At 63.8% G+C, this 13,157-nt stretch carries 11 protein-coding genes; 4 read left to right on the plus strand and 7 right to left on the minus strand.

Going from position 1 to position 13,157, the window contains the following annotated elements; all coding sequences use genetic code 11:
• Positions 1 to 19: 19 nt before the first annotated feature.
• From ASD64_RS05615 to ASD64_RS05630, 4 genes are read right to left on the minus strand one after another with little or no spacing between them, the layout of a single operon-like run.
• Positions 20 to 607, minus strand: coding sequence for a sarcosine oxidase subunit gamma (locus ASD64_RS05615; RefSeq protein ID WP_056102027.1), 588 nt, complete (start codon positions 605 to 607; stop codon positions 20 to 22).
• Complete coding sequence (locus ASD64_RS05620) at positions 600 to 3,593, minus strand: sarcosine oxidase subunit alpha (RefSeq protein ID WP_056102029.1); 2,994 nt, start codon at positions 3,591 to 3,593, stop codon at positions 600 to 602. The genes ASD64_RS05615 and ASD64_RS05620 overlap by 8 nt, the downstream gene beginning before the upstream one ends.
• Positions 3,590 to 3,886 (minus strand): sarcosine oxidase subunit delta, encoded by a 297-nt coding sequence (locus ASD64_RS05625; RefSeq protein WP_056102031.1) that lies wholly within the window; start codon positions 3,884 to 3,886, stop codon positions 3,590 to 3,592. The genes ASD64_RS05620 and ASD64_RS05625 overlap by 4 nt, the downstream gene beginning before the upstream one ends.
• Positions 3,887 to 3,895: 9 nt before the next feature.
• Positions 3,896 to 5,149 (minus strand): sarcosine oxidase subunit beta, encoded by a 1,254-nt coding sequence (locus ASD64_RS05630; protein WP_056102192.1) that lies wholly within the window; start codon positions 5,147 to 5,149, stop codon positions 3,896 to 3,898.
• A 223-nt stretch (positions 5,150 to 5,372) separates the two neighbouring features.
• On the opposite strand from ASD64_RS05630, the gene ASD64_RS05635 reads away from it, so the two are divergent.
• The 4 genes from ASD64_RS05635 to ASD64_RS05650 all read left to right on the plus strand — a co-directional run bounded on the left by ASD64_RS05635 (position 5,373) and on the right by ASD64_RS05650 (position 9,111).
• Positions 5,373 to 6,881, plus strand: a complete 1,509-nt coding sequence (locus ASD64_RS05635; protein ID WP_413813581.1) for a helicase HerA domain-containing protein — start codon at positions 5,373 to 5,375, stop codon at positions 6,879 to 6,881.
• A 154-nt stretch (positions 6,882 to 7,035) separates the two neighbouring features.
• Positions 7,036 to 7,293 carry a 30S ribosomal protein S21 gene (gene rpsU / locus ASD64_RS05640; protein WP_056102195.1) on the plus strand — a complete coding sequence of 86 codons (258 nt, stop codon included), beginning with the start codon at positions 7,036 to 7,038 and terminating at the stop codon, positions 7,291 to 7,293.
• A 255-nt stretch (positions 7,294 to 7,548) separates the two neighbouring features.
• The gene (locus ASD64_RS05645; protein WP_056102039.1) at positions 7,549 to 8,394 is read left to right on the plus strand and encodes a tetratricopeptide repeat protein; all 846 of its coding nucleotides are present in this window, start codon (positions 7,549 to 7,551) and stop codon (positions 8,392 to 8,394) included.
• A gap of 240 nt (positions 8,395 to 8,634) precedes the next feature.
• On the plus strand, positions 8,635 to 9,111 hold the full coding sequence (locus tag ASD64_RS05650) for a DUF992 domain-containing protein (protein WP_056102043.1): 477 nt from the start codon (positions 8,635 to 8,637) through the stop codon (positions 9,109 to 9,111).
• 85 nt (positions 9,112 to 9,196) lie between these two features.
• On the opposite strand, the gene coaBC is transcribed toward ASD64_RS05650, so the two are convergent.
• Genes coaBC through ubiE form a run of 3 tightly spaced genes read right to left on the minus strand, consistent with a single transcriptional unit; the run spans position 9,197 to position 13,097 of the window.
• A complete protein-coding gene (gene coaBC, locus ASD64_RS05655) occupies positions 9,197 to 10,678 on the minus strand; it encodes a bifunctional phosphopantothenoylcysteine decarboxylase/phosphopantothenate--cysteine ligase CoaBC (RefSeq protein WP_056102197.1) in 1,482 nt (493 codons plus the stop codon).
• A 51-nt stretch (positions 10,679 to 10,729) separates the two neighbouring features.
• Complete coding sequence (ubiB, locus tag ASD64_RS05660) at positions 10,730 to 12,307, minus strand: 2-polyprenylphenol 6-hydroxylase (protein ID WP_056102046.1); 1,578 nt, start codon at positions 12,305 to 12,307, stop codon at positions 10,730 to 10,732.
• A gap of 13 nt (positions 12,308 to 12,320) precedes the next feature.
• Positions 12,321 to 13,097, minus strand: coding sequence for a bifunctional demethylmenaquinone methyltransferase/2-methoxy-6-polyprenyl-1,4-benzoquinol methylase UbiE (gene ubiE / locus ASD64_RS05665; RefSeq protein WP_056102049.1), 777 nt, complete (start codon positions 13,095 to 13,097; stop codon positions 12,321 to 12,323).
• Between the last annotated feature and the right edge of the window lie 60 nt (positions 13,098 to 13,157).

The raw sequence follows: 13,157 nt of genomic DNA on the forward strand, positions 1-13,157 counted from the left end.
GGGCAAACCCAAATCCGGCTCAGACTGCCGCGTCACGTGCTGCGTCCTTGAGGAAAGTAAAGACATAGTCCGAGAAGGAACGCCAGCATTCGACCCGGAAGGTGTACGCCGCCGGGCGATAGAGCAGGATTTCGGACTTGCCGAACACGGTGCGGGTTGAGGCGCCGACCGGGAAGGCATCGAGCGACAGGTCCTGCGGGCAACCGGCACTCACCGTCGCCTCGCCCCCCGGACCGGAAACGGCAAAGGCAACGTTGCGGTGTGAGACGCCGACCGCGGAGTGCATGGCTTTCGCCTTGGCGCAATCGGCAAGCAGATCGCCGCCGGCCTCATCGAAGATGAACCATTCGTCCGGCCCCAACCATAGAGCGGTGCGGCCATTCTTGCTGGCCGACGTCTTGGGCTTTTGCGGCAAAGTCAGCCCAAGCGCTCTCGACAGCGAGGCAACCGACGCCTCGGGCGCCCTCAGTGACAGGCGCTCGGCCGGCGGCAGTACGGTGATCTTGACGTTTGGCCCCGACACGTCGTTCCCAGCCAGCGCCGGCCGGCGCTCGACGGACGCCACCGCCTGCGCGGAAGCCGCTTTTTTCACAGCCGCCTTAGCCATTGAGATGCTCTCCCTTTTCATCGAAGAACACCATGCCGGTAATCTCGACCTCGATGGTGCGGTCCGGCATCGGCACGTAGAGCGTTTCGCCCATGCGCCCACGTCCGCCGGCGACGAGCGCCAGTGCGATTGAGCGGCCACAGTTCTCCGACCAATAGCTCGACGTGACGTGGCCGATCATCTTCATCGGGATCGGCTGCTTGGGATCGGCGACGATCTGGGCGCCCTCTTCCAGCACGGTGTTCGGATCCTTCGTCTTCAAGCCGACCAGTTGCTTGCGGCCCCTGGCGAGCAGATCGGGGCGCCTCAGCCCGCGGATACCGACGAAGTCGGTCTTCTTCTTGCCGACCACCCAGTCGAGACCGGCATCGTTCGGCGTGACCGTGCCGTCCGTGTCCTGGCCGACGATGATGTAGCCTTTCTCGGCGCGCAGAACGTGCATGGTTTCGGTGCCGTAGGTGCAGGCGCCGTGCTTCTGGCCTTCGGCCCAAAGCGCTTCCCACACCGCCTCGCCGTAGTCGGCCGGCACATTGACCTCGAAGCCGCGCTCACCCGAAAACGACATGCGGAACAGGCGCGTCGGCACGCCGCAGATCTTGCCTTCGCGCACCGACATATGCGGCATCGCCGCGTCCGACATGTCGATGCCTTCGACCAGCGGCTCGATGATTTTGCGGGAGTTAGGCCCCTGCACGGCAATGACGGCCCATTGCTCCGAAATGGAGGTCAGCCAGACATTGAGGTCAGGAAACTCGGTCTGGAGGTAATCCTCCATATGGTTCATGACTCGGGCGGCACCGCCGGTGGTCGTGGTGACGTGGAAGCGGTCGGCGGCAAGGCGGCCGACGACGCCGTCGTCATAGATGAAGCCGTCCTCGCGCAGCATGACGCCGTAGCGGCAGCGACCGACTTCCAGCTTCTCCCACGGGTTGGTGTAGAGAAGCTCCATGAATTTTGCCGCATCCGGCCCGACGACTTCGATCTTGCCGAGGGTCGAGGCGTCGAACAGGCCGGCCGCCTTGCGCACGGTGACGCATTCGCGGTTGACGGAGGCGTGAATGTCCTCGCCTTCCTTGGGGAAGTACCAGGCGCGCTTCCACTGGCCGACATCCTCGAACACCGCGCCGTTGCGCTCCGCCCAGCCATGGGTTGTGGTGCGGCGGGTGGGATCGAACAGCTTGCCACGCGCATGGCCGACGATTGCGCCGAAGGTGACCGGCGTATAGGGCGCACGGAAGGTGGTCAGTCCGACTTCCGGAATCTGCTTGCCGAGTTCGTCGGCGGCAATCGCCAGACCGTGCATGTTGGAGGTTTTGCCCTGGTCGGTCGCCATGCCGTTGGTGGTGAAACGCTTGACGTGCTCGATGGAGCGCATGCCTTCATGGACTGCCTGGCGGATATCCTTGGCCGTGACGTCGTTCTGGAAATCCACGAACGCCTTGACCGTGGTGCCGGAGCCAGCACCGGGGGCAGCACCCAGCATGCCGCGCGACCAGCTTTCGCTGGCCTCGACTTTCGGCTTGGCGGGTTTCGCGGCCTTGCCGCCGGCTTCCTTGGCCGCCTTGGCGCCAGCCGCATAGGCTTCGTCGAGGCAGGCCGACAGACCGTCGGTGCCGTTGCAGGCGCCGGCTGAAATGCAGTCCTGCGCATAGGTGCCGGGCAGGAAGCGCTTGACCTCGTCGTTGAAGGCAACCTTGCCCCGCGACTGCGAGAACAGATGCACCGAAGGCGTCCAGCCGGCAGACATCAACACAGCGTCGACAGGGATGGTGCGCTCGCCGCCACCATTCTTGGGCTGAACGGTCATCGAATTGACCCGCAGCTTACCGCCGACGCGCACGACCGCGCGCCCGCCATGGATTTCGATGCCGAGCGCGCGCGCCTCGTCGATGACGCTGCCTGCCGGATTGTCGCGCAGATCGACGATGGCGGCGACGTTGACGCCCGCCTTCTTCAGGTCGATGGCAGCGGCATAGGCGCTGTCATTGGCGGTGTAGACACCGACATTTCGGCCAACCGCGACGCCATAATGGTTGAGATAGGCGCGTGCAGCAGAGGCCAGCATGACGCCGGGGCGGTCGTTGTCGGCGAACACCATATGGCGCTCGATGGCGCCGGTGGCAATGACGACGCGCTTGGCCCTGACCTGCCAAAGCCGCTCGCGCGGCAGGTCGGGATCGGGGCTCTGCAAGTGGTCGCTGACGCGTTCGACCAGCCCGACGAAGTTCTGCGCATAATAACCGAAGGCGGTTGTGCGCGGCAGAACCCGCACATTGTCCATGGCGACGAGCCTAGCGATGGCGGCCTGGGCCCAATCCCAGCCGTTCCGGCCGTCAATGGTCGAGCCGCTTTCGAAGCGCAGCGCACCGCCAAGCTCGGCCTGTTCGTCGCACAGTATGACGCGAAGTCCCGTTTCGGCGGCGGCAAGGGCGGCGGCGATGCCGGCGGCTCCTCCCCCCAGCACCAGCACCTCGCAATGAGCAAAACGCGCGGCGTAGTGGTCCGGGTCCGGCAGGTCGGGCGAAACACCAAGGCCGGCGGCGGCGCGGATCTTCGGCTCGTAAAGGCTCTTCCAGGCGGCCTTCGGCCACATGAAGGTCTTGTAGTAGAAACCGGCGGAAAACAGCGGCGAGGCAACATCATTGACCGCGCCGACGTCGAAGGAAAGCGAGGGCCAGCGGTTTTGCGACACCGCCGTCAGGCCGTCATAGAGTTCCTGCACGGTCGCGCGCACATTGGGCGTCTTGCGTGCGGCATCGCGATGGATGCCGACCAGAGCATTCGGCTCCTCCGCACCTGCCGACAGAATGCCGCGCGGACGGTGATACTTGAACGAACGGCCGACGAGATGGACGCCGTTGGCTAGAAGCGCCGACGCCAATGTATCGCCGGCGAGACCGGAATAGGCCTTGTCGTCGAAGGTGAAACGGGCCGTCCTGGCCTGGGTCAGGCGACCCTTGCCGGAGATGCGGAAGGATGCACTCATTTGCCCGCTCCCGGCAGTTTTTTGGGCTTCGGCTCGCCCGCCTTGTAGGTCATGATGAATTTGTCGGACACGGAATCACGCACCGCATTGAAGAAGCGGGCGCAGCCGTGCACATGCCGCCAGCGCTCGTAGACGAGGCCCTTGGTATTGGCGCGGATGAAGAAGAATTTCTCGAAATCCTCGTCGCTTTCCGCAACGATGTTGGCCGGGCGCGCGATATGCGCCTCGCCGGCATTGCGGAATTCGAGTTCCGGACGCTCTTCTTCGCAGTAAGGGCAATGGATCAGAAGCATGGTTTCCCCTCAGTGCGCCACGGCGGCGGCTGCCGCCTCGTCGATCAGCCGGCCGGTGCGGAAGCGCTCCAGCGTAAAGGGCGCATTGATCGGATGAGGTTCGTCCCGGGCGATGGTGTGGGCAAAGACATTGGCCGAGCCCGGCGTCGCCTTGAAGCCGCCCGTACCCCAGCCGCAGTTCACGTAGAGGCCCTTGACCGGCGTCTTGGCGAGGATCGGCGAACGATCCGGCGTGACGTCGACGATGCCGCCCCACGAGCGCAGCATCTTCATGCGCGTGAACATGGGGAACATCTCGCAGATGGCGTCGAGCGTGTGTTCAAGGATGTGCAGGCCGCCGGTCTGCGAATAGGAGGTGTACTGGTCGGTACCGGCGCCGATGACCAGTTCTCCCTTGTCGGACTGGGAGATATAGGCGTGCACGGTGTTGGACATCACCACGCAGGGCACGATCGGCTTGACCGGTTCGGACACCAGCGCCTGCAGCGGATAGCTTTCAAGCGGCATGCGAACGCCGGCCATGTTCATCAGCACCGAAGTGTGGCCGGCAGCGACGACTCCGACCTTTTTCGCGCCGATGAAGCCGCGCGCCGTCTCGACGCCGGCAACTTCGCCGTTCGGTCCGCGCTTGATGCCGGTGACCTCGCAATTCTGGATGATGTCGACGCCGCGCGCCGAAGCGCCGCGCGCATAGCCCCACGCCACCGCGTCGTGGCGGGCGGTGCCGCCACGCCGCTGAAGGGCAGCCCCCAGAACCGGATAACGGGCGTCCTTCGAGATGTTGAGCGGCGGGCAGAATTCCTTGGCCTGCTCCGGCGTCAGCCACTCATTGTCGATGCCGTTCAGCCGGTTGGCATGGATGTGGCGCTTGAACACCTGGATGTCATGGATGTTGTGGGCGAGCATCATGACGCCGCGGGCCGAATACATGACGTTGTAGTTGAGGTCCTGGGAAAGCCCGTCCCACAACTTCAGTGCATGGTCGTAGATGCCGGCCGATTCGTCATAGAGATAGTTGGAACGGATGATGGTGGTGTTGCGGCCGGTGTTGCCGCCGCCCAGCCATCCCTTTTCCAGAACGGCCACATTGGTGATGCCGTGTTCCTTGGCAAGATAGTAGGCGGTGCCCAGTCCATGGCCGCCGGCACCGATGATAATGACGTCATATTCTTTCTTGGGTTCGGGCGAGGACCATTGTTCCTCCCAGCCCTTGTGGGCACGCATGGCCTCGCGGGCGATGGCGAATACTGAATATTTTTTCACGTGTTCCAAGCCTCGCGGATGACGAGCGGCGCTCGATACGCCTGGTGCGCGAGGTGTACCACTAGCGAAACCGTGCGGCCATCCTTGCGCTGTTTGCGACGACTAGTGCCGCTTTGCGCGATACGCAAGCGGCGCGGCAAACGGCCTGTGGGTATTGCCGCTTGAAGCTTCGCAAGGGGAGCATGGCGGTGCTAGAGGCATAAGGTCCACAAAGGAGGGACGCGTGAAGGTAGATATAGACATGGGAGCAGCCGCGCCGGGCAAGCCTGCCATGCTGGATCTTGAGGAATTGCTGGCCACCCGCTTGCTCGTGCAGGGCAATTCGGGTTCCGGCAAGTCGCACCTTCTGCGCCGTTTGCTGGAACAGAGCGCGCCGTGGGTGCAGCAATGCGTCATCGACCCGGAGGGCGACTTCGTCACCTTGGCCGACAAGTTCGGCCATATTGTCGTCGACGCGCAGCGCACCGAGAACGAACTGACGCGTATTGCCGGCCGCATCCGCCAGCACCGGGTGTCGGTGGTGCTCAACCTCGAGGGCCTCGACGTCGAGCAGCAGATGCGCGCTGCCGCAGCCTTCCTTGGCGGCATGTTCGATGCCGAGCGCGAATACTGGTATCCGGTGCTTGTCGTGGTCGACGAGGCGCAGCTGTTTGCACCGGCAGTGGCGGGTGAAGTTTCGGACGAAGCGCGCAAGGTTTCGCTCGGCGCCATGACCAATTTGATGTGCCGCGGCCGCAAGCGCGGGCTTGCCGGCGTCATCGCCACGCAGCGGCTGGCCAAGCTCGCCAAGAACGTGGCGGCGGAAGCTTCGAATTTCCTGATGGGCCGCACCTTCCTCGACATCGACATGGCCCGCGCCGCCGACCTGCTCGGCATGGACCGCAGGCAAGCCGAGATGTTCCGCGACCTTGCACGCGGCCATTTCGTGGCGCTAGGCCCCGCGATCTCGCGCAGGCCGCTGCCGGTGACGATCGGCGCGGTCGAGACCTCGGCCCGATCGGTCAGCCCCAAACTGATGCCGCTGCCCGAAACGACGGAGGACACCCGCGACCTGATCTTCACGCCCGGCCCCGAGGAGACGAGGCAGCCGGTGCGGCGTGCGCCGCCGCCCGCCCCGACACCGACCGCCGACATCATCGCCCAGCTGTCGCGCCCGCAGCCGGCGCCGGAACCGCCGGCGGAACCGGTGTTCGCCATCATCGACGAGGCCGAGCGGGCGGCGGGCATCGATGCGGTGATGCACGAAATCCTCGAAGACCCCGACGCGGCGTTCCGTACAGATGCTGTTCTTTACCAGGATTTCCTGGTGCGCTGCCGCATCCGCCGCGTTGCCGGCGAACCTGTCCAGCTTTCCGCTTTCCGCCGCAAGCTGGCGGTGGCGCGCGCCGGCGTCGACCGCGAGACGGCTGGCGGCGAAAACTGGGCAACGGCGCTCAGCCTGTCTGAAAGCCTGCCGGAAGACCTGCAAGGCGTGTTCCTGGTGGTGGCGCAAGCGGCCATCTCCAGCGCGCCCTGCCCGTCGGACGCCACGTTGGCCCGCACCTATGGCAGCCATTCGCCGCGCCGGGCGCGCCGGCTGCTCACCTATTTCGAGGAACGCAACCTGCTCGTGGTGCGCACCGACTTCCACGGCAAGCGGGTGCTGGCTTTTCCCGACCTCGGCTGCGAAACCGCACCCGGCGACCCCAATGCGCCGGACGACGCGGCAAGCGCGCGCGACGCCGCGGAATAGCGACGGCAGATTCGATCGGGTTCTCGACTCTTTGTGTGGACATCCGATGTTGATTCTGCTATCAGCCGCCAAAATTCGTGGTGGGGTCTGCCACGGAGGCGAGCGGCTATCGCCGTTTGTTGGATGGCTTTGAACCCGAAAGACAGGATTGCCCGTGCAGGTACTCGTCCGCGACAATAACGTTGACCAGGCGCTCCGCGCACTGAAGAAGAAGATGCAGCGCGAAGGCATCTTCCGTGAAATGAAGATGCGCGGACATTACGAGAAGCCGTCGGAAAAGCGTGCGCGCGAGAAGGCCGAAGCCGTTCGCCGCGCCCGCAAGCTGGCCCGCAAGCGCGCCCAGCGCGAAGGCCTGCTGCCGATGACGCCGCGCCCGGTCGCTGCTCCCGGCGCTGCACGCGCGCCGCGCTGACCACGTCAGTTTTTCGCCCCTTTCGGGGGATATTTGAGGTGGCGCGATGCTCGATCGCGGCCACCTTTTTATTTTGGTCTGGCATTTGGAGCGGAAATGAACCAGCACCAGGCGGCGTGGGGCTGCAGCGGCGCGTCCGGCAGGACGCGCAAACGACGTTGTAGTACTATGAATCTGCGCATGATTTCTTGAGGATCGATTCCGATTTTCAGGGTGATGCGCCAAGCCAGCTAACGAGACGAGGACATGACAGCGATGGATGCTTTGACCGAAAGGCGCACAACCGCGCGTCACAGCTTTGCCTTGGCGATGGCCTTTGCCTCCCTGTTGGCGCTGGCCGCATGCCAGTCAGGTCCCGTGGGCGAACTCGCCAGCATCGACACGGCGCAAGGTTCGGCCGAAAACATTTCCTCGCTGACCCAGGTGATCAGCAGCAATCCGCGCGATCCGGAGGGCTACAACGTACGCGGCTCCGCCTATGGCCGCGGCGGCAAGTATCAGCAGGCACTGAAGGATTTCGACACGGCGATCGAACTCAATCCGAACTTCTACCAGGCCTATTCCAACCGCGCGCTGATTTATCGCTTCCTTGGTGACCAGAACAAGGCACTGGCCGACTACAACCGTTCGATCCAGATCAATGCGAGCTACGATGCCGCCTATATCGGCCGCGGCAACCTCTACCGCAGGGCGGGACGCACGCAGGAAGCTTTCAACGATTTCCAGAAGGCCATCCAGCTCGACACGACCGACGCCCGCGCCTACCACAATCGCGGCCTGATCTATCAGAGCCAGGGCCAGCACAAATATGCCATCGAGGATTTCTCGACCTCGATTTCGCTGGCGCCCGATGCATCCGAGCCATACAACGGCCGCGGCCTTTCCTATCTGGCGCTGAATCAGGAAGACAACGCCTTCGCCGACTTCAACATGGCGATCAAGCTAGACGCCAAGAACGCCGAAGCCTGGACCAACCAGGCGCTCGTCTATGAGCGGCGCGGCGACAAGGCGAAGGCGGCGAAGTCTTATCGCGAAGCCGTGCGGCTCAATCCGACCTACCAGCCGGCCAAGGACGGCCTTTCACGCACCCAGACGGGTTGATCGCGGCGTTCGATCTCCACTGAAGGCTGAGTAGAGCGCGTCGCGACCTCCCAGATTCGCCGGCCGCGCTCCAAGTATTTGTTTTTGGCTTTGCGGGCAGATGCGCAGCCGTTTTCGACGGTTGCGTTTTCGCCATGCCATCATCACGCCATGGTTGCAGGGAACGCTTTGCCTGCCTGGGGCGTTTTTCAATCGTCCAACGCCCCACCTGTTACTGGATCCTGCTTCAGGAGAGATTTCATGATCAAGAAACTTGCCCTCGCCGCGACGTTTGCCGCCCTTGGCCTGGCAACCTCGGCGAACGCCACCGGCCGCTTCGAACTCGGCGTCCTCGACTGCTCGATCGATGGAGGTACGGCCTACGTCGTGACATCCAACAAGGGCGTGTCTTGCACATTCCGCCCGTCGAACGGCGGCGCGTCCGAAGTCTACACCGGCGTCATTTCCAAGCTGGGCGTCGACCTCGGCACCACCCATCAGGGCCAACTGGTGTGGGCGGTCCTTGCCGCCACGCGCGACTATGACAGCGGCAACCTTGCCGGCAACTATTATGGCGTCAACGCCGAGGCGAGCGTCGTGACCGGCGGCGGCGCCAACCTGATGCTCGGCGGCTTCCAGCGCTCCTATGCCTTGCAGCCGCTGAGCGTGCAGGCTCAGACCGGGCTGAACCTGGCTGTCGCGGTAACGTCGCTCGAACTGATGCATTCGCTGAAATAACCAGCGATGGGCATCGCCCTGGCAAGGCCCGATCCCGCAAAGGCGGCGCTGATACGCCGCCTTTTTCTCGTTCAAGGAGGCAGGCTCAGGCCTTGGCTTCCGCGCTTTCCAATTTCTCGGCAATCACGGCGGCAAGCCGCTCCGCCACCTCTGCCTTGGTCATCTCGGGCCATGCGTCGACGCCGGTGCGCGAAACGATGCGCACGCTGTTGCGGTCGCCGCCCATGACACCGGACGGCCCGACGCCACTGTCGTGCGAAACGTCGTTAGCGACGATGAAATCGGCGCCCTTCTTGTTCAGCTTGGCTTCGGCATTCTTTTGAATGTTCTGGGTTTCGGCGGCAAAACCGATGACCAGGAAGGGCCGCTTGGCGTGATGGCCGACGCCGGCCAGGATGTCGGGGTTCTCCACCATCTGCAACGCCGGCGGTCCTTCCCCCACGACCTTCTTGATCTTTTCATCCGCCGAATTGGCCGTGCGCCAGTCGGCCACAGCAGCCACGAACACGGCAGCGTCTGCCGGCAGCAATTGCTCGACGGCGGCCTGCATTTCGCGGGCGCTTTCCACGTGGGTGGTGTTGACGCCTGCGGGGTCGGGGATCGTCACTGGCCCAGAGACGAGCCGCACGTCCGCGCCGAGCTTCGCCAAGGCCGCGGCGATGGCGTGGCCCTGCTTTCCCGACGAGCGGTTGGCAATGTAGCGGACCGGGTCGATGGGCTCATGCGTGGGGCCTGACGTGACGATGATCTTGCGGCCGGTCAACGGTTTCGCACTCTGGTCGAGCATCGTTTCGACCGCGGCTACGATGTCCAGCGGCTCGGCCATGCGCCCCTCGCCGGATTCACCGCTTTCGGCCATTTCGCCGCGCGCCGGCCCGATGAACCCGACGCCGTCCTTCTCAAGCGTGGCGCGGTTGCGGCGCGTCGCCGGGTGGCTCCACATTCTCGGATTCATGGCAGGCGCCATCAACACCGGCTTGTCGGTGGCCAGAAGCACGGTCGAGGCCAGATCGTTGGCAAGCCCATTGGCAAGCTTGGCCATCAAGTCGGCCGTCGCCGGGGCGACCACGATCAGGTCGGCCTCGCGCGACAGGCGGATATGGCCGATGTCATGCTCATCCTTGCGGTCAAACAGATCGGTGAAGACATGGTCCGCCGCAAGCGCGCCGACCGACAGAGACGTGACGAATTCCTGCGCTGCCGCAGTCATCACCGGCCGCACGGCAGCCCCTCGCTCGCGCAGGCGGCGGATGAGGTCGAGTACCTTGTAGGCGGCAATGCCGCCGCCGATGATGAGAAGGATGCGCTTGTTGGAGAGCTTGAAAGGCGGATCGCGCTCAGCCAAGCTTCGCGGGGGAATATCCAGTTCGAAGCCGCCGTGGGGTTCAACCATGTCGCGGATCGCATCATGGAGATTGTCGAATGGCACAGGTTTCTCGGGATGCCTTGCTTCACGCCGCAGGATGGAGCGTATCTCCTCCTCAAGCGATACACCCCTTCTGGCAGCATTGACTTTGAGCTGCTGTTTCGTGCCGTCATCCAGGTTGCGGACAGTAAGTGTGGCCATGGCAGCCTCCTGCATGCATTGAAAGCAATGTAAGCATTGCTGTCAATGCAGTCAAATCGCCACCTTCCAGGCGATAAAGACAAGGGTCAGCGCAATCACCCAAAGCGCCAGCCGCCCTGAGCGCGTGTGGCGCGCCTCGGCCTTGCCGATGGCGTGAGCCGTGGCCTCGTCGAAGCGCAAGCCGTTTTCGGCCATGAGGTCGATCTCGCGCGACAGCCGTTCGGTTCGCAGTGCCATGTCCGGCAGGTGCCGCGCCAGCGACGACAGTGCATGCAGGCCATCGCGGGCGTCGGCCAGCATGCCGCGCGGGCCGAGATTGTCGCGAATCCAGTTGCCGACCACAGGCTCCGAAGTCTTCCACATGTTAAAGGATGGATCGAGGGTGCGGGCGACGCCCTCCACCACGACCATGGTCTTTTGCAGGAGGACCAGTTCCGTTCGCGTCTGCATGTCGAAAAGCTCGGTCACCTCGAACAGCAGCGTGAGTAGCTTGGCCATCGAGATGGTCTCGGCCGGCTGGCCGTGGATCGGCTCGCCGATGGCGCGGATGGCCTGGGCGAAGGCGGCGACATCGTGCTTCGCCGGCACATAGCCGGCCTCGAAATGCACTTCGGCAACGCGCAGATAATCGCGGGTAATGAAGCCATAGAGGATTTCGGCCAGGAAACGGCGTTCCTTCTTGCCGAGGCGGCCGGCAATGCCGAGATCGACCGCCACGATGGTGCCGTCGGCTTCCACGAACAGATTGCCCGGATGCATGTCGGCATGGAAGAAGCCGTCGCGCAGCGTGTGGCGCAGGAACGACTGGATCAAATTGGTGGCGATGGCCTTGAGGTCGTGACCGGCAGCATCGAGCGCCGCGATGTCGTTCATCTTGATGCCGTCGACCCACTCCATGGTGAGCACATCGCGGCCGGTGCGTTCCCAATCGACGGCTGGGACCCGGAAGCCCGGATCTTCCTTGATGTTTTCGCCAAGCTCAGAAAGGGCCGCCCCTTCAAGCCTGAGATCCATTTCGATGCGCGTTGTCTGGGCAAGGGTCTGGGTGACCTCAACGGGCCTCAGACGGCGCGACGAAGGTATGTATCTTTCCTGCAGGCGGGCGGCGAGGAAGTAGCTTTCGAGATCGTGCTGGAAGCGGCGGCGCACGCCAGGCCGGATGACCTTGACCGCGACGCGCTTGTTCGCTCCCGCCTCATAGACGTCCGCCGGATGCACTTGGGCGATGGACGCGGCGGCAACCGCATCGCCGAAGCTTGAATAAAGTTCGCTGACCGAGCGCCCGAGCGAAGCTTCGATTGCCGCAACGGCCTCGGTCTTCGGGAAGGTCTGCATCTTGTCCTGCAAGAGCGCGAGATCGAGCGCGATGTCGTTGCCGACGACATCGGGGCGCGTGGCGAGGAACTGGCCGAGCTTCACATAGGAAGGACCGAGCCGCGCCACCGCATGCGCCAGCCGGTCGGTGCGTTGCTGCCTGAGCGCGCGGCGGCGCGTGAACAAGACCGCGGCGCGCCAGCCGAACTTGGGCAGGCCTGTAAGCTGGTCACCGGGAACCGCCGCCACCACGCCTTCGCGCACCAGCACCCAACCGGCCCGAACGAGGCGGAACGCTGCGCCGATACTGCTCATAAGGCCGGTCCCGTCAAAGTTTCCAGCCCGAATGCAGCGCGGCTATGCCGCCGGAATAGTTGCGGAACGTGACCCGGTCGAAGCCGGCCTTGGAAATCATTTCGGCAAAATTCTTCTGGTTGGGGAACTTTCGGATCGATTCGACCAGATAGGAATAGGGTTCGGCGTCGCCCGTCACCATCTTGCCGATGCGCGGGATGGCGTTGAACGACCACGCTTCATAGACCCGGTCGAGCAACGGCATATCGACATCGGAGAATTCAAGGCACAGCAAACGGCCGCCGGGTTTCAACACGCGATAGGCTTCCGTCAGCGCCACGTCGATGCGCGGCACATTGCGGATGCCGAAAGCGATCGTATAGGCATCGAAAGTCGCATCGGCAAACGGCAGTTCCTCGGCATTGGCCTCGACGAAGTCGGTATTTGCGGCAAGGCCGTTCTTCTCGGCACGGTCACGACCGACGCCGAGCATGGAGCCGTTGATGTCGAGCACCGTTGCGTGCGCGTTGCGGTGACTGGCCTCGATGATGCGAAAGGCGATGTCGCCGGTACCGCCGGCAACGTCGAGCACCTTCCAGCCGGGCCGCTTGGGCGGATTCAGCCAGGCGACCATGGCGTCCTTCCACAAACGGTGCAGGCCCGCCGACATCAGGTCGTTCATCAGGTCGTAGCGGTTGGCAACCTTATGGAAAACCTCGTTGACCAGCGGCTGCTTGTCGCCGACGTCGACCTGCTTGAAACCGTAGGAGGTTTCCATGCCGCCCTGCGCGGTCGTTCTTTCAACTGACATGACTTCGATCCGCCTTAAAACCGGCGGGACCATAGCCGATCAGGATACCGGGCGCTATGG

It is taken from the genome of Mesorhizobium sp. Root157, assembly GCF_001427385.1.
Classification (GTDB): Bacteria; Pseudomonadota; Alphaproteobacteria; order Rhizobiales; family Rhizobiaceae; genus Mesorhizobium.

Excerpts from the sequence above, each read along its gene's own strand:
- ASD64_RS05625 (WP_056102031.1), bottom strand. The coding sequence starts at position 3,886 with ATGCTTCTGATCCATTGCCCTTACTGCGAAGAAGAGCGTCCGGAACTC.
- ASD64_RS05645 (WP_056102039.1), top strand. The coding sequence starts at position 7,549 with ATGGATGCTTTGACCGAAAGGCGCACAACCGCGCGTCACAGCTTTGCC.
- ASD64_RS05615 (WP_056102027.1), bottom strand. The coding sequence starts at position 607 with ATGGCTAAGGCGGCTGTGAAAAAAGCGGCTTCCGCGCAGGCGGTGGCG.
- ASD64_RS05620 (WP_056102029.1), bottom strand. The coding sequence starts at position 3,593 with ATGAGTGCATCCTTCCGCATCTCCGGCAAGGGTCGCCTGACCCAGGCC.
- ASD64_RS05650 (WP_056102043.1), top strand. The coding sequence starts at position 8,635 with ATGATCAAGAAACTTGCCCTCGCCGCGACGTTTGCCGCCCTTGGCCTG.
- ubiE (WP_056102049.1), bottom strand. The coding sequence starts at position 13,097 with ATGTCAGTTGAAAGAACGACCGCGCAGGGCGGCATGGAAACCTCCTAC.
- coaBC (WP_056102197.1), bottom strand. The coding sequence starts at position 10,678 with ATGGCCACACTTACTGTCCGCAACCTGGATGACGGCACGAAACAGCAG.
- ubiB (WP_056102046.1), bottom strand. The coding sequence starts at position 12,307 with ATGAGCAGTATCGGCGCAGCGTTCCGCCTCGTTCGGGCCGGTTGGGTG.